Genomic DNA, 19,683 nt, shown 5'->3' on the forward strand with positions numbered 1-19,683 from the left:
CGTCGCCGCCGAACACGGTCAGGCGCCGACCCGGAGCAGCACGCGGGCCGGGCCCCGGTCCGGCTCAGTGGTCGGACAGACCGGCCACGATCGACGCGGAGGCCGCCCGGCGGGCCGGCAGCACCGCCGCGAGCACACCCGCGACGCCGACCGCGAGGAACAACGCCACCAGCTGCCCGAACGGCACGGACACGACCATCCGCAGCTCGTCGTCCCGCGACAGCGCCACCACGAGCAGCACCGCGGCCGTGCCCCCGACGAGGGCGCCCAGCACGGCACCGGCGAGGGCGATGAGGCTCGATTCGACCAGCAGCACCCTGCGCAGCTCCGCGCGGGTGAACCCCAGCGCGCGCAGCAGGGCCGACTCCCAGCGCCGTTCCAGCACCGACAGCGTCATGGTGCTCGCGATGCCGAGCAACGCCGTCAGCACCGCCAGCCCGATCATCGCCCAGACGAACGCCAGCAGCCGGTCGACCTGCGCGGTGAAGCCGGCCCTGACGTCGGCGAAGCTCACGACCTGCGCGGTCGGCACGGACTGGGTCGCCGCGGCCAGCACGGCCCTGCCGTCGGTGCCGGGTGCCGTCTTGACCGCGATCGTGTCCACGCCGGTACCGGGCCAGGCGGCACGGTCGGTGTAGGCGTCGGCGCCGCCAGCCGGTTTCACCACCGCGGCCACGCGCAGGACTCGGGAGGTCTCCTCGACGGTGCCGGTGACCTCGCTGCCGACGTCCGCGCCGATCCTCCGGGCCGTCTCCTCGGTGAGCACGATCCCGTTGCCGCGCATCGAACCCAGGTCGCCGCGGACGACCTCGGGGCGGATCAGCGTGCCGAGCGCTTCCGGGGTAACGGCGGTCATGTTGGCCCACCGGCCGGTCTCCCCCGGCCCGAAGGTGAACGGGAGCCAGGTCTGGCCGCCGGCCGCCTCGACACCGGGTGCGGTGCTGATCCGCTCCAGCAACGCCGACGGCAGCGGGCGGTCGCTCACGGCGCTGCGGACCTCGTAGTCGGCGGGGAACCGCTCGGCCAATTCGGTGTCCCTGGTCTTCTGCACGCTGGTCGCGACCACGGTCAGCATCGTCACGACCGCCACGCCGACCAGCAGCGCGGCCGTGGTGGCCGCGGTGCGGCGCGGGTTGCGGGTGGCGTTGGCCGTCGCCAGCGCGGCCGGGACGCCGAACAGCGACCGCGGCAGGGCGCCCAGCACCCGCAGCACCGGCCCGATGATCAGCGGGCCCGCGGTCACGACCGCGGCGAGCAGGGCGATGCCGGCGGCGACCGCGAGGACCATGGCGAGCTTCGGCCCCGAGGCCTGGGTCAGCGCCAGCCCGGCGCACAGCGCGGCGAGGACCGCCAGCACGACCGCCACGACGGTGCGGGCCCGACCGGTGCGCGCGACCTCCTCGCGGCTGTCGGCCTGGGTGCGCAGCACCTCCATCGGGGAGATCCGGGTCGCGCGCCGGGCCGGCGCCAGCGCGGCCACCAGCGTGACGCCGAGCCCGACGGCGAACGCCCCGGCGACCGCCGCACCACCGACCGGCAGCCGCACCGGCGACGACCCGAGCACCGCCTGCAGTGCCGCCGCCAGGCCGATCCCGGCTGCGAGGCCGAGCACCGAGGCGACCAGCCCGAGCACGGCGGACTCCAGCAGCACCGAGCGGAAGACCTGGCCGCGGCCGGCACCGATGCTGCGCAGCAGGCCGAGCTCACGGGTGCGCTGGGCGACGAGGATCGTGAACGTGTTCATGACGACCATCGCCGCCACCACGAGCGCGACCACCGCGAAGAGGCTCATCGCCAGCGCCACCTCGTCGTTGCCGCCGCTGCGGTCGAGCAGCCGTTCGGTGTAGGCGGCGCCGCTGGAGACGGTGAACTCCTCGCCCAGCGCGGCCCGCAGCCGCTCGACGAGCTCGCCCTGGCCGGCTCCGGCCGAGCGCACCACGACCAGGGCGTCGTAGGGCGGTCGCGCCGGGTCGACGAACGGCGTGACGTCGGGCAGCAGGACCTGGGCGCTGCCGGGGCGTTCGGCGGTGCCGCTGTCGTAGACACCGCTCACGGTGAACCGCACCGGCGCCGAGTCGGTGCCGAGCAGCGTGACCTCGGCTCCGACCGCGAGGCCGCGGTCGCGGGCGGTCTGTTCGCTGACCGCGACCTGCCCGGCGCCGGGCAGCGCGCCCCGCACGACCTCCTGCGGCCGCAGTGCCGGGTCGGCGGCGAGGGGCACGAGGCCGGCCTCGTCCGCACGGCCGGACGCGCCGACGATCGGCACGGGCACCGTGCGCCGCAGCTCGGCGGAGGCGACACCGTCGACGGCGCGCACGGCGGCGACGTCCGGCAACGCGCGCTCGACCGGTTCCACGACGGCGTCGACACCGCGGGCCGAACGGGCGAACTCGTCGCTCATCTCCGCCCGCAGCGCGTCGGCCAGCACCGCCGTGCCCGACACGAACGCGACGCCGACGACGATCGCGAGCGACGACAGCACCAGCCGCGCGAACCGGGCGCGCAGCCCGGCCAGGGTGGTCCGCAGCATCACGCCCCCAGCCTGGAGAGCACGCCCAGCACGGACTCCGGTGTCGGGTCGTGGATCTCGCCCGCGACCCGGCCGTCGGCCAGCAGCACCACGCGGCCGCCGTAGGACGCGGCGACCGGGTCGTGCGTCACCATCACCACGGTCTGTCCCAGCTCCCGCACCGAGGTGCGCAGGAACTCCAGCACGCCGGCGCCGGTGCGGGAGTCGAGGTTGCCGGTCGGTTCGTCGGCGAACACCACGTCCGGCTTGCCCACCAGCGCCCGCGCGCAGGCCACGCGTTGCTGCTGGCCGCCGGAGAGCTCGGCGGGCTTGTGCCGCAGCCGGTCGCCCAGGCCGAGGGTGTCCACGACCGCCGCGAACCACTCGCGGTCCACCTCGCGACCGGCCAGCCGCAGCGCGAGCAGGATGTTGTCCCGCGCGGACAGCGTCGGAAGCAGGTTGAACGACTGGAACACGAACCCGACCCGGTCGCGCCGCAACCGGGTCAACCCGTTGTCGGACAACGCCGTCAGCTCGGCATCTCCGATGTGGACGGTGCCGGCGTCGGCCCGGTCCAGGCCGGCCAGGCAGTGCAGCAGCGTGGACTTGCCCGACCCGGACGGGCCCATGATTGCGGTCAGCTCGCCGGCGCGGAACGCGACGCTCACGCCGTCGAGTGCGCGCACCGCCGCCGGACCGCTGCCGTAGGTCTTCACCAGTTCGTGTGACGACACCGCCCCGCGGACCTCCGCTCGGGACACTGGGGACGTTGGAGACACCGTCATCGCACCTGCTTCGTCTTCGCCGGGATTTGTGCGGCCAGACGACGGCGGCACCGCGACCGGTTCTCCACGGCCTGATTTGTGACGCAGACCACACCAGCGTGAGAACCTGTTCCGCGATCCCGACGTCTTGCGGAGTGTGAGAGCAATCCGGGGTGAGCCCGCCGTCCTCGACGAGGAACACCTCGTGCGCCGAGTCGCACGGGGTGACCGCCGTGCGTTCGAGGAGCTCTACCGCCGCACCGCGCCGTGGCTCACGATCCGGCTGCGCCGGCGGTGCTCCGACGACCAGATCGTCGCCGAGGTGCTGCAGGAGACCTACCTGGCGGTCTGGCGGGCCGCCGACGCTTTCGCCGGTGCCGCCACCGGGGGCAGCGCGGTCGGCTGGCTGTGGACCATCGCGGCCCGGCGGCTGGTCGACGCCTTCCGCCGTCGCGCCCACCACGCCCAGCCGCCCACCGCCGCCGCGGTCGAGCCGGTCGTGCGCGCCGCGGAGGACGAGGCGCTCGACGGGGTGGTCGGCGACGAGGTCGGCGACGCGCTGCGCACCCTGGCGCCGGAGCTGCGGCAGGTGCTGCAGGCGATGGTGCTCGACGGGCTGTCGGTGCGCGAGACCTCGGTGCTGCTCGGGCTGCCGGAGGGCACCGTCAAGACCCGCGCGAGGCGGGCGAGGATCGCTATGCGGGAGGCACTGTCATGACCGCCCACCACCCCGCGGAGCAGCTGCTGCGCCGGTACGCCCGCGGTGCCCAGGACCTCCCCGCCGACCAGCTGTGGGCGGTCGAGTCGCACCTGGAGACCTGCGCGCCGTGCCGCGGCCGCCTCGCTCCCGACCCCGTGGCCGACGCGGCGTGGGCCCAGCTGGCCCCGCTGCTCGACCACACCCCGCAGATGCCGCGCGCGCGGATGTGGCGCCGCCGCCTCACCACGTGGACCTCCCCCGTCGCCGGTCCGTGGCTCGCGATGATCATGCTGGTCACGCTCGCCTCGGTCCTGCTCGACCAGCTCGGGGCGGCCTCACCCGACGACATCTCGCTGGTGCTGCTCATCGCCCCCGTTCTGCCCGTGCTGGGCGTGGCGGCGGCGTGGGGGCGTGCTCTCGACCCGGCCTACGAGCTCGTCGCCGCCACGCCGCGCGCCGGTCTGCCGCTGGTGCTCAGGCGCACCGCGGGCGTGCTCGTGGTCGTCCTGCCCGGCCTGGCCGTCGCCGGGTGGCTCACCGGCGCCTCGCCGGCCCAGTGGCTGCTGCCGTGCCTCGCCTTCACGACCGGCACGCTCGCCCTGGGCGGGCTGATCGGCGTCACCCGCGCCGCCACCGCCCTGGTGGTGCTGTGGGCCGCCGTGATCGCCGCACCGACCGTGGCGCTCAGCCGCACCCCCGTCCTCGACCCCGCCGTCACCCCGGTCTGGGTCGCCGTGCTCGCACTCGGACTGCTCCTGATCGCCCTGCGCAGGACCGCTTTCACGCGCCTGGAGGCCTACCGATGACCGCACCCACCACCTACGCCTGGGAGATCGAGGCGCGCGACCTCGTGGTCAAGGTCGGCCGCCGCCGCACCGCCGTCGACGGCGTCACGCTCACCATGGGCCGCGGCGTCCACGGCCTGCTCGGCCCCAACGGCGCCGGCAAGACCACCCTCATCCGCGCACTGGCCACCGTGCTGCGCCCCGCCTCCGGCACGCTGTCCCTGCTCGGCGACCCCGACCTGCGCTCGCTGCGGCGGCGCATCGGCTACCTGCCGCAGGAGTTCGGCCACTACCGCCGGTTCACCGTCCGCGAGTTCGTCGAGTACATGGCGTGGCTCAAGGAGGTGCCCGGCCCCGAGATCCCGGCCGCCGTGCAGCGCGCCGTCGAGCGGGCCGGGCTCGCCGACCGCGCCGACGACCGCCTCAAGACGCTGTCCGGCGGCATGGTCCGCCGCGCCGGCATCGCGCAGGCCATCGTCAACGACCCGGAGGTCCTGCTGCTCGACGAACCCACTGCGGGCCTCGACCCGGCCCAGCGCCTGCGGTTCCGCGACCTGCTCACCGAACTGGGCACCGACGCGTGCGTCGTCGTGTCCACCCACTTGGTCGAGGACGTCGCCGCCGCGTGCACCGACGTCGTGCTGCTCGCCGAGGGCAGGCTCGTGTTCCAGGGCACGCCGGCGCAGCTCGCGGCGGCGGGGACCGCCGGACACGCCGGGGACAGCCCGATCGAACGCGGCTACAGCGCGTTGCTCGCCTCGCCGCGGCAGCGTGGGACGTGGTGAGGCCCTCACCCCGGCGGTGGCGGCGGTGAGGGCCCTGCGCCTGGAGCTCCGGCGCTCCCTCGCCCCCTGGGCCGGCCTGCTGCTCGTCGCCGGCGCGGTGGCCGTCCTCTACAGCCTCAGCGCCCCGTGGTGGAAGGGCCGCGAGGCGTGGGACGCGCAGTGGCACACCGCCGCCGAGTGGCTGCGGTTCCTGCTGGTCTTCCTGTGGCCGCTGACCGTGGGAGCGGGCGCCGTCGCGGGCCTGCGCGACCACCGCGAGGGCACCCGGGACCTCCTCGCCACCACCGCCCGCCCCACCTGGCACCGCGGCGCGGCCACCGCCGGTGCCCTCGCGATCTGCCTGGCGCTCGGCTACCTGGCGGTCTTCGCACTCGGCGCGGCCCAGGCCGTGTGGCACGGCGGGATCTTCCACCTCGCCTGGCTGCCGACCACCGCCGTCGGCGCGCTGGCCGTCGTCGCGGGCGGCTGGCTGGGCATGGGCCTCGCCCGCGTGTTCCCGTCCGTCCTCACACCGCCGCTGCTCGCCGTGAGCGCGATGGTGGCGCTGGTGTTCCTCACCATCTCGCAGGACCCGGGAACACAACCGGAGCAGGTCCTGCCGAACCAGGTCGTGCTGCTGTCACCGGCGCTGTGGGCGGTGCGCAACGTCTACGCCACCGTCTCCGGCGCGGTCCACCTCGGTCAGGCGATCTGGCTGACGGGGCTGGCGCTGACCGGCTTCTGGCTGCTCGTCGCCCCGTCCGCGCGGCTGCGGGTGGCGGCGCTCGTACCCGTCGTCGTCGGGGCGGCGGTCGCGTTGCCGGTGCTGCCCGCCCGCACCTTCGTGCGCAACGAGGCCGTGTCCGCACTGGTGTGTCGCGGGCCCGCGTGCGTGGCGCGGCTCGACCAGTCCTCTTTGGACAAGCTCGCACCGGCGGCCGAGGAAGCCCTGCGCCTGCTGCGGAAACTCCCCGACCCACCCACGTCCGTGCGCGACGCCGCACAGCCGAGCCGGTCGCTGCACACCGTCCCGCGCACCCCGGACGTCGTGCTGATCCACCTGACCGGCGGCGCGTTCGAGTACTTCGAACCCGCTGACTGGCACACCGAGCTGGTGGCCGGCGCGGGCACCCCCACCTGCTTCACCGACCTCGACAGCGACCGCGCCACCGTCCGCGAGACGGCGGCCAGGACCGCCACCGCGGCCTGGTTCACCGGCCGGCTCACCGACCTGCACAACTACCGCTTCCTGCGCGAAGCCGCCGCCGAACCCGCCCGCCAGGCCTGGGACCTGCTCCGCGCCCTCCCGCCGGAGCAGCAGCTGCGTCAGGTGAGCGCGGCCCGCGCGGTCGGGTTGTCGTGCCGGGGCGACCAGCTCACCGCGCTCACCGGCGGGGTGCTGTGAGAGCCCTCCTGCTCTACGCGCGCAGCCGGCAGGTGCCCGCGTCCGGACTGGCAGCGGTGGTGTGCTGCCTGCTCGTCCGGGTCGTGGCCCCGTCTGCGCCCGACCCGAGGTGGCCCGCGCTGGCCATCACCGCCGCCGTCTGCGCCCTGGCCACCGGACTGTCCGGCCAGGACGCGGACCTCGACCGGACGGCGGCCTGGCCGTGGCCGCTGTACCGGCTGGGCCACGTCGCCGCGATCACCGTCGTGGCCGTGGTGCTCGTCGCCGGCACCGCGCCGCTGCCGTTCGTGCTGCGCGGGTGCGTCGGCATGGCGGGACTTGCCGCGCTGGGCGCCGCGTTCTTCGGCGGGCACCTGGCCTGGCCGCTGCCGTGCGCGGCGTTCGCCGTCACGTTCTTCACCGACAGCTGGTTGGTCGCGCCGCCGGACTCGGTCCAGGCCGGTGTGGTGATGGTGGCATTCGGTGTTGCCGGAACTGCTGTCTACGTTTTATTTCAGCCTGCACTGAACTTATAGTGAGCTAAGACATCCTTGGGCCCCGCCAGAACATGAATGGCGGTTTCTTTTCCGTTCCGCCGGGTATGTACGATTTCGTGACGGACCTGACTGTCGACTCAGCGGACCTGCTCGCCGAGGGATACACCGCCGAGTTCCCCGACTCGGACGCGGACGAACCGATCCTGCGCGACGCCAGCGGGCGCGAAGTGCTGACGTGGCGGGAGAACTACCCGTTCACCGAGCGGATGTCGCGCCCGGAGTACGAACGGGTCAAGCGGCTGCTGCAGATCGAGCTGCTGAAGCTGCAGCACTGGGTGACCGAGACCGGGCAACGGCTCGTGATCCTCTTCGAGGGCCGTGACGCCGCCGGCAAGGGCGGCACCATCAAGCGCTTCAGCGAACACCTCGACCCCCGCGGCCTGCGCACCGTGGCACTCGGCAAGCCGAGTGAGCGCGAGCGCGGCGAGTGGTACTTCCAGCGCTACGTCCGCGAGCTGCCGACCGCGGGCGAGATCGTGCTGTTCGACCGGTCCTGGTACAACCGGGCCGTCGTCGAGCACGTCATGGGTTACTGCACGAAGGACGAGTACGACCTGTTCATGAAGCAGGCGCCGGAGTTCGAGCGGATGCTCGTCGAGGACGGCGTGCTGCTGGTGAAGCTGTGGTTCTCGGTGTCGCGCAACGAACAGCGCACCCGGTTCGTGATCCGGCAGATCGACCCGGTGCGGCAGTGGAAGCTCAGCCCCAACGACATCAAGTCGCTGGACCGCTGGGACGACTACACCGAGGCCAAGGTCGCGATGTTCCGGTCCACGGACACCGAGATCGCGCCGTGGACCGTGGTGAAGAGCAACGACAAGAAGCGCGCGCGGATCGAGGCGATGCGCAGCGTGCTGGCGCGGTTCGACTACGCCGACAAGGACGTCGAGGCCGTCGGGACGCCCGACGTCCGGGTCGTCGGCGCCGCGGCGACGTTGCTGGAGGAGGGCGAGGACGACACGGCGTTGAGCCCGACGCCGATCGCGCCGAGCGCCGAACCGGGACCGGGGCTGCACCCGTGACCGGGAGCCGGGGAGCCTGGCACCGCTCCCCGGCCTCCGGTGTCCGTCAACGGGTCAGCGACACGCGGGTGAAGTCCACCGGCACGTCCAGCGCCACGTTGATGTAGTTGGTGAACACGTTCAGCGCCACGTGCGCCACCGTCTCCACGATCTCCTCCTGGCTCAGCCCGGCGTCGCGCGCGGCCTGCACGTCGGAGTCCGCGATCTGGCCGCGCTTGTCGACCAGGGTCACGGCCAGGGCGAGCATGGCGGCGGCGCGCGGGTCGTCGGACTGGCCGCTCTGCGCGCTGGTCATCTCGGCGGTGGTGGCGCCGGCCTTCTTGCCGAGCATCGTGTGCGCCGAGAGGCAGTAGTCGCAGTGGTTGCGGTCGGCGACGGCCACGGCGACCATCTCACCGAGCTTGGCGCCGAGCACGCCTCCGCCCAGTGCGCCGAACTGGGCCCACATGCTCCGCAGTGCGGCCGGGGAGTTGGCGACCGCGCGGAACATGTTCGGCACCAGGCCGAAGGCGCCCTTGATCTGCGCCAGGGTCTCGGCGCGCTCGTCGGTGATCTGGTCGGGGTCGGTGAGCTCGATGCGGGACATGGTTCTCTCCTTGATGTTGTGGAACGGGATCAGGTGCAGGTGCCGTCGACGGAGCAGACGGCGGGTGGAGTGGTGCCGTCCACGGCGGGTGGGACGGCGCCGTCGAGCAGGCGCGTCACGGCCGAGGCCAGCGACATGTCGTCGACCTGGCCGAGCTGGTGGCCGCGCAGCACGCCGTCGCGGTCGATGAGCACGGTGGTGGGCGTGCCCCGCATGCGGTAGCGGCTGAACGTGACCGGCGCCGGGTGGTCGCCGCTCGCCGCGTCGACGCCGACCGGGAACGGGATGCGGTACTCGTGCAGGAACGCCTTGAGGCTCACCGGGGTCATCGCGCCGTGGTGCTCGAACACGGTGTGCAGGCCGATGACGGCGAGGTCGTCGCCGAAGGTCTTCGCCAGGCGCACGGCCTGCGGCAGCGCGTGGCTCACGCAGCCGGGGCAGAGCATCTGGAACGCCTCCAGCACGACCACGCGGCCGCGCAGGCCGGCCAGGTCGAGCGGCTCGCTGTTGAACCACTCGGTGGTCTCCCACGGCGGCGCCTGCGTGAGCGGATCGGACGCGGGTGCCGGCAGCGGGCTCACCACGACCGCCCGGCGTAGGGCTGCGACCACAGCGCGACCTGGAGGGTGACCGCCTTGAACCAGGCCTGGTGCATGGCGTCGACCTGCTGCTCGTCGTGGCCGCCCGCCGCGAGGAACGGCCGGATCGTCGCGGTGATCGGGTAGACGAACGCGATGATGTAGCGCAACGGGATGTGCGGCACCGAGTCGGCGTGGTCGGTCTCGTTCTTCTTCGGCACGGTGTGCCGCAGCGCGATCTCCTGCTGGTAGGCGAGCCAGCGCTCGTCGTACGGGCGGGTGCAGGTGTCGGTGATCCAGCGGGCGAACCGGGCGCGGACCCGTGCGAGGTACTCGGGGATCGGCGTGCCGTCCGGCGTGGCGAAGTAGGCCACGAGGTGCGGGTGCGAGCCGACGAACCCGTACCAGACGTCCAGGACCTGCTCGATCTGTCCACTGAGGACCTCACCGGCCAGTAGCAGGGCCTCCCGGTCCTCCGGTCCGAACAGGACGGTGGCCAGCAGCAGCTCCAGGTCGGTCGGGGTGACCGGGGACGGGGCCAGACCGGGGTCGTCGTGGGTGTAGCCCGGTACGGGTTCAGGAGTGATCATGTCGCTTTCCTTCGCGAGGACGGAGAAGTCCGCTCGTCCCCAGTGGGGCGAGGTTCCGGGACCGGAGCGGTCCCGGAGGAGGTGAACGTCAGTCTGTCACAAACTAGGTAGGACTCCTACCTAGTTCTTCGCTCAGGTGACCCACGTCTCAGCCGGGGCGATTTGCGCCCGGTGCGTACGATCGCCGGGAAAGCACTAGTCACAGGGCGGATCGCATGACTGACACCGACGGCACGGCCGGCCTCGACCGGCGGCTCGCCGACGCCATCGAGCGGATCGGGCACGGCATGCGGTCGCTGGCCCAGCGCACCGCGCGGGAGCACGGGCTGACGCCGTTGCAGCAGCAGGCGGTGCTGGCACTGGCGCAGCAACCGCAGGCACGGCGCGAGGTGGCCGCACTGGCGCAGGAGTTCGACGTCACCACGCCGACGATGTCCGACGCGGTGGCCGCGTTGGAGCGCAAGGAGTTCGTGACCCGCTCCCCCGGCACGGACGGGCGCAGGCGGTCGCTGGCGCTGACCCCCGGCGGCGAGGAGGTCGCGCGTCGACTGTCCTCTTGGGACGACCCGCTGACGGCCGCGCTCGGCGCACTGCCCGACGCGGACCGCGCGACCACGCTGCACACGTTGCTGCGGGTGATCGCGGACCTGCAGCGCACGGGCGTGGTGACCGTGTCGCGCACATGCACGACATGCCGTTTCTTCGGGCCGAACGAACACCCCGAGCCGGACGCGCCGCACCACTGCCACCTGCTGCGCATGCCGTTGCCACTGGCCGGGTTGCGCACGGACTGCCCGGAGCACGAGGCGGAACCGGCCAAGACGCCGGCGGTCCGGCGCAGGCAGCGCACCACCGCACCCTGAGCCTGCGGTCCGAGCCGGTCGGCTCAGCCGTGCAGGCGTTCGGACTGCGAGTCGAGCCGCCCGTCGAGCCGCCGCCGCAGCATCCCCGCCCACGACTCGGGCAGCACCCCGGCGTGCCGGAGCAGGTGCCGGGCACCCTCCCGGTCACCGCGGTCGAGGTTGACGACGCGGTGCACCTCCGCGGCGGTGATGCCGTGCATCGGCGTGCTCACCGGGATCAGCCGGTCGCCGTGCACGAGGTGTCCCGGCTGGAGCACCCGGCAGTAGAAACCGGTGCGGCCACTGCGTTGCGCGCGCACCGCCAGGTCGTCCACCCCGTGCCGGGCGGCGAGCTTGAAGCAGGGCCGCCGGGGCTGGGACACCTGCAGCAGCACCGATCCGACGGAGTACACCGCACCGATCACCGCGTCGCTCTCCAGCAGTCCTGACGTCGTGAGGTTCTCACCGAACGCGGGCATCGCGAGCTCACCGATCTCCTCGCTCCAGGCGGTGTAGTGCTCGGCGGAGTACAGCAGGACCGCCTTGTTCGGCCCGCCGTGGTTCTCCACGTCCCCCTGCTCGTCCCCCGCCAGACCGAGGCGGCCGACCTCCACCCGGTGGGGCGTGGGCGTTTTCGCGATGGCGGTGATCACCGCACGCCCCCGCCACGGCAGCTCCCGCACGACTCCGGTGGACACGACCACCACGTGAGCGTCGCTCATCGGGTCTCCCCCGTTTTCTTGAACTGATCCGGACTGGTTGATCGAAGCGGGCCGAGCATGCCACAATCTTGCTAGGAGTCCTAACTATTGTTGTCGATGAGGAGCCCGCCTTGACCGCTGACGACCTGGTCGCCGCGTTGCGCGGAGCCTCGTTGAGGGTCACGAAACAACGGCTCGCCGTGCTGTCGGCGCTCGGCAGCCATCCACACGCCGACGTCGAGCAGCTGGGCCGGGCCGTCCGCGCGGACATCGGATCGGTGTCCACCCAAGCGCTCTACGACGTGCTCACGGCGTTGACCGACGCACGGTTGGTGCGCCGGCTGGACACCGGCGCGCCGGCCCGCTTCGAGCTGCGCGGTCACGACCACGACCACCTGGTGTGCCGCGGTTGCGACGCGGTGGCCGACGTCGAGCGCGGCGAGCACCCGGCTCCACCGCAGTTCCCGCAGACGCACGGTTTCCGCGTCGACGAGACCGAGGTCGTGCACCGGGGGCTGTGCTCCCCGTGCCACCTCGCAGCCCAGAACCCCTGACCCGAGAAGGTTTCCCTGATGGCGTTCGAGGACAACACCGACCCGCTGACCACCGCCGCCGGCGCACCGGTCGCCGACAACCAGAACAGCCTCACCGCGGGTCCGCGCGGCCCGGTGCTGCTGCAGGACCTGTGGCTGCTGGAGAAGCTCGCGCACTTCGACCGCGAGGTGATCCCGGAGCGGCGGATGCACGCGAAGGGCTCCGGCGCGTTCGGCACGTTCACCGTCACCGCCGACCTGACCGCCTACACCAGCGCCGCGTTGTTCAGCGCGGTCGGCAACCGGTGTGAGACGTTCCTGCGGTTCTCCACGGTGGCGGGCGAACGCGGCGCCGCCGACGCCGAACGCGACATCCGCGGCTTCGCCACCCGCTTCTACACCGCGGAGGGCAACTGGGACGTGGTCGGCAACAACACGCCGGTGTTCTTCTTCCGCGACCCGCTCAAGTTCCCCGACCTCGCGCGCGCCGTGAAGCGGGACCCGCGGACCAACCTGCGCGACCCCGAGAACAACTGGGGCTTCTGGACGAACCTGCCCGAGGCGCTGCACCAGGTGACGATCGTGATGAGCGACCGCGGCATCCCGCGTTCCTACCGGCACATGCACGGTTTCGGCTCGCACACCTACAGCATGGTCAACGCCGACGGCGTGCGGCACTGGGTCAAGTTCCACTTCCGCACCCGGCAGGGCATCGAGAACCTGACCGACCAGCAGGCCGGTGAGCTGATCGGCCGGGACCGCGAGTCGCACCAGCGCGACCTGTACGACGCCATCGAACGGGGCGAGCACCCGGCCTGGACGCTCTACCTCCAGGTGATGCCGGAGGCCGACGCCGCGAGCTACCGCTTCCACCCCTTCGACCTCACCAAGGTGTGGAGCAAGAAGGACTACCCGCTCATCGAGGCGGGCGAGCTGCGCCTGGACCGCAACCCGGACAACTACTTCGCCGACGTCGAGCAGGTCGCGTTCACCCCGGCGAACGTCGTGCCCGGCATCTCGCTGAGCCCGGACAGGATGTTGCAGGGCAGGCTGTTCTCCTACGGCGACGCGGCGCGGTACCGGCTCGGCGTGAACCACCACCAGATCCCGGTCAACCACCCCAACGGCGCGCGGCTCGTGAACACCTACCACCGCGACGGCGCCATGCGGGTCGACGGCAACCAGGGCGGCGTGCCCGGCATCCAGCCGAACAACCACGGCCGCTGGTCCGAGCAGCCCGCCTACACCGAGCCGGCCCAGGCCGTCGGCGCCACCGCGGACCGGTTCGACTTCCGCGCGGACGACGACAACTACTTCGAGCAGCCCGGCGACCTGTTCCGGCTGATGACCGGCGAGGAGCAGCAGCGGTTGTTCGACAACACCGCGCGGGCGATCAAGGGCGCGCGCAGGGAGACCGTCGAACGGCACGTCTTCCACTGCGGCCAGGCCGATCCCGCGTACGGCGAGGGCGTGCGCAAGGCGTGCGAGGCGATCGGCGCGTTGTGAACCGCCCCGCGCGGCCCGGTCAGGACGGGGCGTAGCGGGCGAGGACCGTCCGCACCGCCTCGTCCACCGAGTGCGCCATCGCCTTCGCGGTCGGCGCCCAGTTCACCAGCAGCATGCGCGGCCAGAAGGCGAAGTTCGAGATCATGCCGAGGAACTGGGTGGCGGCGAGGACCGGGTCGGGCACGGTGAGGGTGCCCACCCCGGACTCGGCGGCCAGGTAGTCGAGCACGGCGTCGAAGAACGGCTGCTTGCCCAACCGGAACTGGGTCTGGCCGAGCTCGGGGAACCGCGGCGCCTCCGCGATCACGATCCGGAAGAGCGCGACCATGCCCGGCCGGGTCAGCAGCGCCACGTACCGGTTGCCCAGGGCGGTCAGCCCGGCTCCCGGGTCGCCGGGCGGTGGTGTGAGCGCGCCGTCGTCGCTCCGCCAGTAGTCGGTGACGATCGCGTCGAAGAGCTCGGCCTTGGTCGGGAACTGCTTGAACAGCGTCGCCTTCGACACCCCGGCCGCGTCGGCGATGCGCGCCAGGGAGGTCTTGTCGTAGCCGGACTCCAGGAACAGCGCGGTGGCGGCGTCGACGATCGCCGCCCGCTTCTGCTCGGCCATCCGCTGGTGGTAGGTCGACACCTCGCCATTGTGCCACGAGGTGAGTCACTTGACTCACCACCGGACCGCAGCCTACCGTTCCGAGGTGAGTCACTCGACTCACCATTAACGGAGGTACCGATGCGTTTCCAGGGCAAGACCGTGTTCATCACCGGGGCGACCGGCGGGATGGGGCGCAGCCACGTGCTCGGCTACCACGCCGAGGGCGCGAACGTCGTGGTCGCCGCGCGCAACGGCGACGCGCTCGCGGCCGAACTGGGTGAGCGCGCCTTGTCCGTGCGCCTCGACGTCACCGACGAGCAGGCGTGGCAGGCGGCGGTGCGGGCGGCGGAGGAGCGGTTCGGGCCGGTCGACGTCCTGGTCGGCAACGCGGGGGTGCAGCACCCGGCGGCGTTGGTCGAGGACACCGACCGCGCGGTCTGGCAGCGCACGCTCGACGTCAACCTGACCGGCCAGTTCCTGGGTGTCAAGCACGTCGCGCCGTCCATCCGGCGCGCGGGCGGCGGGTCGATCGCCATCATCGCCTCGACGATGGCCAACGTCGGATCGCCCTATTACGCGCCGTACGCGGCCAGCAAGTGGGCGTTGCGCGGTCTCACCCGCACCGCCGCATTGGAACTGGGCCGCGACCGGATCAGGGTCAACTCGATCCACCCCGGTGTCGTGGCCACCCCGCTCATCACCGAGCCCGTCGCACCCGGTCAGCCCGCGATCGGCGACCTCTTCTCCCCCGCCGGCTACGCCGTGCCGCGGCTGGCCGAGCCCGCGGAGATCACCGCCGTGCTGCTGCACCTGACCTCGGACGAGGCGTCGTTCACGACCGGTGCGGAGTTCGTCGTCGACGGCGGGTTGCTGCTCGGGCCGGCACTGGCCGCCTGACGAGCTCCTGCACGACTCTGACCAGGTCTTTCATCGGCGGAGCAGCGCGAAACGCGCGGTATGCCTCATTCGCGTCGGGGTTTGCGGGTGGGGCCACCGGGTAGGACGAGCCTTTCGGCGATCGGAGGGCACACAGTGGAACCCAGCTCCCTGCTGTACACCGGAGCGGGGCTCGCGACACTGGCCGCCGCGCTGCTACCGCGGTTGCTCGCCCGCGCACCGGTCTCGATGCCGATGCTGTTCCTCGGGGCGGGTGCGCTCACGTTCTCCGTCGTGGACACGTTGCCGAACCCCGATCCCGACGAGCACGCCACGGTGCTGCTGCACCTCACCGAGATCTGCGTGATCATCTCGTTGATGGGCGCGGGGCTCGCGCTCAACCGGGCGGTGAGCCTGCGCGGGTGGGCGACGACCTGGCGGCTGCTCGCGATCACGATGCCGTTGTCGATGCTCGCCGTCGGGCTGCTCGGCTGGGGTGCGCTCGGGCTGGGTGTCGCGTCGTCGGTGCTGCTGGCGGCCGCGCTGGCGCCGACCGACCCGGTGCTGGCCAGCGAGGTGCAGGTCGCGGAACCGGCGGAGAACCCGGAGGACGACACCGGCGAGGACGAGGCGCGGTTCGCGCTCACCTCGGAGGCGGGGCTCAACGACGGTCTGGCGTTCCCGTTCACCTACGCCGCCGTCGCGATCAGCATCGCGGGTGCCGCGCCCTCGGCGTGGCTGGGGCACTGGCTCGCCGTGGACGTGCTGTGGCGGCTCGCGTGCGGCTTGGCCGTCGGCGTCGCCGTGGGCTGGTTGCTGGGCAAGCTGTTCTTCTCGGTGCCGTCGGAGAAGCTGCGCCTCGCCGAGCACGCGGAGGGGTTCGTGGCGCTCGCCGCCACGTTCCTCGCCTACGGCGTCACCGAGCTGGCCGAGGGTTACGGGTTCGTCGCGGTCTTCGTGTGCGCCTGCACGATCAGGGCCGCGGAACGCCACCACGGCTACCACCAGGTGCTGCACCGCTACGTCGAGCAGGCCGAGCGGATGCTGACGGTCGTGATCGTCTTCCTGCTCGGCGGTGCCGCGGTCAGCGGGCTGCTCGCGGGCCTCGACTGGCGCGAGGTCGCGGTCGCCGCGGTGACCCTGGTGCTGGTCAGGCCGCTGGCGGGGTGGATAGGGCTGCTCGGCGGCAAGACGGGTTCGCGCGAGCGGACCGTCATCGCGTTCTTCGGCGTGCGCGGTGTCGGCTCGCTGTTCTACATCACCTACGCCTTGCAGGAGGGGAACTTCACCGGGCACGACACGATCTGGCGAATCGCCGGGCTGGTGGTCATCGGTTCCGTTCTCGTGCACGGGCTGTCGGCGTCGCCGGTGATGTGGCTGCTGGACCGCAGGCGGCAGCAGAAGGGCGGCGAGGCGGCGGCCACGACCCCGGTCTGAGCCCCGCGCCGACCGTCCACGGCAGGCATTCCCGGTGCTCCCACATTGTGATCAGGAACTTTCGCCGTGCGAAAAACCTGAAACGAGGACTACAGTCCAAGGAAGCGGTTGAGCCTGCAGCTGCGTCCTTCCTCCAGCAGGAGGTCGCTCCACGGCGAGGAGGCTCTGCCATGGCGAACACTTTCCATTGCCCGCTGCACGTGCAAAGAGAGGTCAACGGGCTCGCGATCGTCGTACGCGCCGACGGGGACCTGGACCAGGACACAGTCGAGACGCTGCACAACGAGCTCCAGATCGCCCTCGCGATGGCGACGGCACCGTTCCCGGTCGTGGTCGACCTGAGCCGGGTCACGTTCTTCGGCTCGGCCGGCATCAACGAGCTTGTGGTCCAGCACCGCGCCGCGCGGACCGCGGGCGTTCCCCTGCGGGTCGCCGCCGCTCACCGGATCGTGCTGCGACCCATCACGGCATCCGGAGTGGATCAGCTGCTGGCGCTGTACCCGGACGTGGAGCAAGCCCTTTCCGCTGGCCGGAGCGCCAGGTCGGCCGGGTGACCCGGTCGGCGGCACGCCCGGCCTGCGGTCCGGAGTGGACGGTGCAGCCACCCGCGGGCCGCTCGGCCGCCGCGCTGAACGCGAGCCGGTGCTCGCCGATCCAGATGGAGTCGCCGTCCCGCAGCACGGCCTCGTGCACAGGGCTGCGGTTGACGTAGGTGCCGTTGAGCGAGCCCAGGTCTTCGAGGACGACCACGCCGTCCTCCCACCGCACCTGCGCGTGCCGCCGTGAGACGGTCATGTCGTCGAGGACGATGTCGCAGTGGGGTCCGCGTCCGATGAGCAGGCCCCGCTCGGTCAGCGGGACGGTGACCGGGTGCTGCCCGGTGGTCGTCAACGCTGCGGTCGTCAGCACCGGTGTGCTCGCCTGCACGAGTTCGCCGATCATGCCGGAACCCGCCGTTCCCTTCGCTCTTCGCTGAGCCGGCACTCCCCGTGCCCGAGTGCCGAGTGTAGTGGGGCTCCGGTAGCACGTGAGCACGCCCCTCGGCCATCGGGGACTGATCGGCGGCAGGGCGCTGGGCCGTCTGATGGATCTTCCCGAACCGGGGTTTGAACGGGGGACGCCACCGGGCACTGGAGAGCACCTGTGTGCGGATCGATCCCGGAGCGGTGAAGAACATGATGGCGTCGTACTGGGAGACCGCTCGAACGGGGTTCACCGCGTTCGTGGGCGTCGGCCTGCTGGTGCTCGCTCCCCTGGTTTTGTTGCACTACCTGCGTTTCGGGCGCGTGGAGCCGCGCCGTGCGTTCGTGCTCTACGGCCTGCTGGCCTACGGTCTCGTCGCTCTGGCGCTGATCTTCCTGCCGTTCCCCGCGAACCGCGTGGAGGTCTGCCAGGGCGAGCAGATGCTCTCGCTGGTGCCGTTCCAGTGGGTCACCGACATGAACAACAACCTGTCGGCCAACGGGCGCTCCGGCATCGTCGCGATGGTGACGTCGCAGGCGTTCATGCAGCAGATGTTCAACGTCGCGCTGTTCGTGCCGCTGGGCGTGGTGCTGCGCAAGGCGTACCGCAGGGGCCCGCTGGCCGTGATCGCGATCGGCATGGGCATCTCGCTGGCCGTCGAGGTCGTGCAGTACACGGGCAACTTCGGCTACTACCCCTGCCCGTACCGCATCTCCGACGTGGACGACCTGATCTCGAACACGGCCGGTGCGCTGGTGGGCTGGATGCTCGCCCCCGTCGCACTGGTGGTACCGACGGTGCCCGGTTCGGAGGACTCCGCGGCCCCCACCGGCACGGTGACCGTCCCGCGCCGGCTGCTGGCGCTTGCCGTCGACCTGCTCCCGGTGCTGCTGCTCGCGAAGCTCGTGCTCCCGGACCCGCGCTGGGCGGTGCTGGCCCTGGTGGTCCTGCGCGTCGTGCTGCCGGCGGCGACCGGTGGTGCCACCCCCGGCAGCTGGCTGCTGCGCTACCGCACCCGCCGCGAGGACGGCACCCGCGCGAACCCGCTGCAGATCGCCATCCGCGAACTGCTCGGCGTGACCGGTCTCGTGACCTACGCGACCGTGGTGTCGCCGTGGCTCGGTGCCGGCCGGTTCGACCTGGTCGTGGTGGCGCTGGTGGTCGTCGGGACGTTCGTGTTCCCGGTGTTCCGCCGCGACCAGCGCGGCTGGCACGAGCACGCGGCGCGCACGCGGGGCGTGCGGGATTCGGACCGCGTGGAGGTCCCGGTGGAACGGGAGCGTGAGGATGCGCCTGCGGCCGGGTGAGGTGGAGGCGGCCGGCTGGCGGGTCGTGCCGCTCGGTGAGGTGGTCCGGCGACTGGTCGGGGTCGGGGGCGGCGGGTCGGCGGTGGAGGTCGGTGTGCGACCGACCGCTGACGGCCCCTCCGGCGCTCACCAGCCCGGCCTCGTCCCGCGGCCCGTGATCGTCGGCATCGACGGCCGCGGTGGCGCCGGGAAGTCCGCCCTGGCCGAGCGGCTGCACCACGCCGTGCCGCGGTCGTGGGTGGTGCACACCGACGACATCGCCTGGAACCAGGCGTACTTCGACTGGGCCGGACTGTTGACCGAGAACGTCCTGCGGCCCCTGCACCGCGGCGAGGCGGTGGAGTTCCGCCCACCGGCCTGGGTCGCGCACGACCGGCCGGGCGCGGTCGTGGTCCCCGCCGGGGCCGACGTGGTGTGGGTGGAGGGCACGGGCGTCGTCCGGGCGGAGCTCGGGCCGTGGCTCGACGCCTCGGTCTGGGTGCAGGGCGACCTCGACGAGCAGGAACGCCGCCTCGTGGCGCGCGACGGCGACTCGCCCGAGCAGCAGCGGCACGTTGCCGCGTGGCTGGCCGAGGAAGTGCCGTTCCTGGAGCGCGAACAGCCCTGGCTCAGGGCCGCGGTCGTCGTGAACGGGACCCCGGAGCTGCCGCACGACCCCGCGACCGAGATCGTGGTCGCCGCCTGACCTCG

The 19,683-nt window shown here is 72.4% G+C and carries 21 protein-coding genes and 1 pseudogene; 14 read left to right on the forward strand and 8 right to left on the reverse strand.

Annotated elements, in window-relative coordinates; all coding sequences use genetic code 11:
• Nucleotides 1-64: 64 nt before the first annotated feature.
• Together ACZ7CH_RS14985 and ACZ7CH_RS14990 are read right to left on the reverse strand one after the other, a co-directional pair.
• Nucleotides 65-2,530 (reverse strand): ABC transporter permease, encoded by a 2,466-nt coding sequence (locus tag ACZ7CH_RS14985; protein WP_470374196.1) that lies wholly within the window; start codon nt 2,528-2,530, stop codon nt 65-67.
• On the reverse strand, nt 2,530-3,294 hold the full coding sequence (locus tag ACZ7CH_RS14990; RefSeq protein WP_360384260.1) for an ABC transporter ATP-binding protein: 765 nt from the start codon (nt 3,292-3,294) through the stop codon (nt 2,530-2,532). The genes ACZ7CH_RS14985 and ACZ7CH_RS14990 overlap by 1 nt, the downstream gene beginning before the upstream one ends.
• Nucleotides 3,295-3,439: 145 nt before the next feature.
• Between ACZ7CH_RS14990 and ACZ7CH_RS14995 the strand changes: the two genes are divergently transcribed.
• The 6 genes from ACZ7CH_RS14995 (at nt 3,440) to ppk2 (ending at nt 8,485) form a co-directional block, all read left to right on the forward strand.
• A complete protein-coding gene (locus tag ACZ7CH_RS14995; RefSeq protein WP_360384968.1) occupies nt 3,440-3,991 on the forward strand; it encodes an RNA polymerase sigma factor in 552 nt (183 codons plus the stop codon).
• Nucleotides 3,988-4,779: a cupin domain-containing protein gene (locus ACZ7CH_RS15000; protein WP_470374140.1), complete on the forward strand. Its 792-nt coding sequence runs from the start codon at nt 3,988-3,990 to the stop codon at nt 4,777-4,779. Before ACZ7CH_RS14995 ends, ACZ7CH_RS15000 begins: the two co-directional genes overlap by 4 nt.
• Nucleotides 4,776-5,543 carry an ABC transporter ATP-binding protein gene (locus tag ACZ7CH_RS15005; RefSeq protein ID WP_360384264.1) on the forward strand — a complete coding sequence of 256 codons (768 nt, stop codon included), beginning with the start codon at nt 4,776-4,778 and terminating at the stop codon, nt 5,541-5,543. Before ACZ7CH_RS15000 ends, ACZ7CH_RS15005 begins: the two co-directional genes overlap by 4 nt.
• A gap of 25 nt (nt 5,544-5,568) precedes the next feature.
• Complete coding sequence (locus ACZ7CH_RS15010; RefSeq protein WP_470374141.1) at nt 5,569-6,927, forward strand: hypothetical protein; 1,359 nt, start codon at nt 5,569-5,571, stop codon at nt 6,925-6,927.
• On the forward strand, nt 6,924-7,442 hold the full coding sequence (locus tag ACZ7CH_RS15015; protein ID WP_470374142.1) for a hypothetical protein: 519 nt from the start codon (nt 6,924-6,926) through the stop codon (nt 7,440-7,442). The genes ACZ7CH_RS15010 and ACZ7CH_RS15015 overlap by 4 nt, the downstream gene beginning before the upstream one ends.
• Before the next feature lie 77 nt (nt 7,443-7,519).
• On the forward strand, nt 7,520-8,485 hold the full coding sequence (gene ppk2, locus ACZ7CH_RS15020) for a polyphosphate kinase 2 (protein WP_458432568.1): 966 nt from the start codon (nt 7,520-7,522) through the stop codon (nt 8,483-8,485).
• Between the two features lie 46 nt (nt 8,486-8,531).
• On the opposite strand, the gene ACZ7CH_RS15025 is transcribed toward ppk2, so the two are convergent.
• From ACZ7CH_RS15025 to ACZ7CH_RS15035, 3 genes are read right to left on the reverse strand one after another with little or no spacing between them, the layout of a single operon-like run.
• The gene (locus ACZ7CH_RS15025) at nt 8,532-9,071 is read right to left on the reverse strand and encodes a carboxymuconolactone decarboxylase family protein (protein WP_470374143.1); all 540 of its coding nucleotides are present in this window, start codon (nt 9,069-9,071) and stop codon (nt 8,532-8,534) included.
• A gap of 29 nt (nt 9,072-9,100) precedes the next feature.
• On the reverse strand, nt 9,101-9,655 hold the full coding sequence (locus ACZ7CH_RS15030) for a redoxin domain-containing protein (RefSeq protein WP_458432572.1): 555 nt from the start codon (nt 9,653-9,655) through the stop codon (nt 9,101-9,103).
• On the reverse strand, nt 9,649-10,239 hold the full coding sequence (locus tag ACZ7CH_RS15035; protein WP_470374144.1) for a protoglobin domain-containing protein: 591 nt from the start codon (nt 10,237-10,239) through the stop codon (nt 9,649-9,651). The genes ACZ7CH_RS15030 and ACZ7CH_RS15035 overlap by 7 nt, the downstream gene beginning before the upstream one ends.
• A 215-nt stretch (nt 10,240-10,454) precedes the next feature.
• Here ACZ7CH_RS15035 and ACZ7CH_RS15040 point away from each other — a divergent pair, with 215 nt between their 5' ends.
• Entirely contained in the window at nt 10,455-11,102 is a 648-nt protein-coding gene (locus ACZ7CH_RS15040) for a MarR family winged helix-turn-helix transcriptional regulator (protein WP_458432576.1), read from the forward strand.
• A 23-nt stretch (nt 11,103-11,125) separates the two neighbouring features.
• Here the strand turns inward: ACZ7CH_RS15040 and ACZ7CH_RS15045 are convergent, their stop codons facing one another.
• A complete protein-coding gene (locus ACZ7CH_RS15045; protein WP_470374145.1) occupies nt 11,126-11,803 on the reverse strand; it encodes an MOSC domain-containing protein in 678 nt (225 codons plus the stop codon).
• Between the two features lie 110 nt (nt 11,804-11,913).
• Between ACZ7CH_RS15045 and ACZ7CH_RS15050 the strand changes: the two genes are divergently transcribed.
• Both ACZ7CH_RS15050 and ACZ7CH_RS15055 read left to right on the forward strand, forming a co-directional pair.
• Nucleotides 11,914-12,336: a Fur family transcriptional regulator gene (locus ACZ7CH_RS15050; protein WP_470374146.1), complete on the forward strand. Its 423-nt coding sequence runs from the start codon at nt 11,914-11,916 to the stop codon at nt 12,334-12,336.
• A gap of 18 nt (nt 12,337-12,354) precedes the next feature.
• On the forward strand, nt 12,355-13,821 hold the full coding sequence (locus ACZ7CH_RS15055; protein WP_470374147.1) for a catalase: 1,467 nt from the start codon (nt 12,355-12,357) through the stop codon (nt 13,819-13,821).
• A 19-nt stretch (nt 13,822-13,840) separates the two neighbouring features.
• Here ACZ7CH_RS15055 and ACZ7CH_RS15060 read toward each other — a convergent pair whose 3' ends face one another.
• Nucleotides 13,841-14,449, reverse strand: coding sequence for a TetR/AcrR family transcriptional regulator (locus ACZ7CH_RS15060; protein ID WP_470374148.1), 609 nt, complete (start codon nt 14,447-14,449; stop codon nt 13,841-13,843).
• A gap of 99 nt (nt 14,450-14,548) precedes the next feature.
• On the opposite strand from ACZ7CH_RS15060, the gene ACZ7CH_RS15065 reads away from it, so the two are divergent.
• From ACZ7CH_RS15065 to ACZ7CH_RS15075, 3 genes are all read left to right on the forward strand, one after another.
• Nucleotides 14,549-15,307 (forward strand): SDR family NAD(P)-dependent oxidoreductase, encoded by a 759-nt coding sequence (locus ACZ7CH_RS15065; RefSeq protein ID WP_360384288.1) that lies wholly within the window; start codon nt 14,549-14,551, stop codon nt 15,305-15,307.
• 135 nt (nt 15,308-15,442) lie between these two features.
• Nucleotides 15,443-16,723, forward strand: a complete 1,281-nt coding sequence (locus ACZ7CH_RS15070; RefSeq protein ID WP_470374149.1) for a cation:proton antiporter — start codon at nt 15,443-15,445, stop codon at nt 16,721-16,723.
• 170 nt (nt 16,724-16,893) lie between these two features.
• Entirely contained in the window at nt 16,894-17,277 is a 384-nt protein-coding gene (locus tag ACZ7CH_RS15075; protein ID WP_470369032.1) for an STAS domain-containing protein, read from the forward strand.
• A 76-nt stretch (nt 17,278-17,353) separates the two neighbouring features.
• Here ACZ7CH_RS15075 and ACZ7CH_RS15080 read toward each other — a convergent pair.
• A pseudogene (locus tag ACZ7CH_RS15080) lies at nt 17,354-17,665 on the reverse strand (FHA domain-containing protein); the annotation flags it as partial.
• Nucleotides 17,666-17,868: 203 nt separating this feature from the next.
• On the opposite strand from ACZ7CH_RS15080, the gene ACZ7CH_RS15085 reads away from it, so the two are divergent.
• On the forward strand, nt 17,869-18,993 hold the full coding sequence (locus ACZ7CH_RS15085) for a VanZ family protein (RefSeq protein ID WP_458432585.1): 1,125 nt from the start codon (nt 17,869-17,871) through the stop codon (nt 18,991-18,993).
• Nucleotides 18,968-19,678, forward strand: coding sequence for a uridine kinase family protein (locus ACZ7CH_RS15090; RefSeq protein ID WP_470374150.1), 711 nt, complete (start codon nt 18,968-18,970; stop codon nt 19,676-19,678). Before ACZ7CH_RS15085 ends, ACZ7CH_RS15090 begins: the two co-directional genes overlap by 26 nt.
• Nucleotides 19,679-19,683 lie beyond the last annotated feature (5 nt).

It is taken from the genome of Lentzea sp. NPDC037011 (genome assembly GCF_055607425.1).

What these genes read in the sequence shown, in the direction of transcription:
- ACZ7CH_RS14985 (WP_470374196.1), bottom strand. Translation starts at nt 2,530, where the DNA reads ATGCTGCGGACCACCCTGGCCGGGCTGCGCGCCCGGTTCGCGCGGCTG.
- ACZ7CH_RS14990 (WP_360384260.1), bottom strand. Translation starts at nt 3,294, where the DNA reads ATGACGGTGTCTCCAACGTCCCCAGTGTCCCGAGCGGAGGTCCGCGGG.
- ACZ7CH_RS15000 (WP_470374140.1), top strand. Translation starts at nt 3,988, where the DNA reads ATGACCGCCCACCACCCCGCGGAGCAGCTGCTGCGCCGGTACGCCCGC.
- ACZ7CH_RS15005 (WP_360384264.1), top strand. Translation starts at nt 4,776, where the DNA reads ATGACCGCACCCACCACCTACGCCTGGGAGATCGAGGCGCGCGACCTC.
- ACZ7CH_RS15025 (WP_470374143.1), bottom strand. Translation starts at nt 9,071, where the DNA reads ATGTCCCGCATCGAGCTCACCGACCCCGACCAGATCACCGACGAGCGC.
- ACZ7CH_RS15035 (WP_470374144.1), bottom strand. Translation starts at nt 10,239, where the DNA reads ATGATCACTCCTGAACCCGTACCGGGCTACACCCACGACGACCCCGGT.
- ACZ7CH_RS15040 (WP_458432576.1), top strand. Translation starts at nt 10,455, where the DNA reads ATGACTGACACCGACGGCACGGCCGGCCTCGACCGGCGGCTCGCCGAC.
- ACZ7CH_RS15045 (WP_470374145.1), bottom strand. Translation starts at nt 11,803, where the DNA reads ATGAGCGACGCTCACGTGGTGGTCGTGTCCACCGGAGTCGTGCGGGAG.
- ACZ7CH_RS15055 (WP_470374147.1), top strand. Translation starts at nt 12,355, where the DNA reads ATGGCGTTCGAGGACAACACCGACCCGCTGACCACCGCCGCCGGCGCA.
- ACZ7CH_RS15065 (WP_360384288.1), top strand. Translation starts at nt 14,549, where the DNA reads ATGCGTTTCCAGGGCAAGACCGTGTTCATCACCGGGGCGACCGGCGGG.
- ACZ7CH_RS15075 (WP_470369032.1), top strand. Translation starts at nt 16,894, where the DNA reads ATGGCGAACACTTTCCATTGCCCGCTGCACGTGCAAAGAGAGGTCAAC.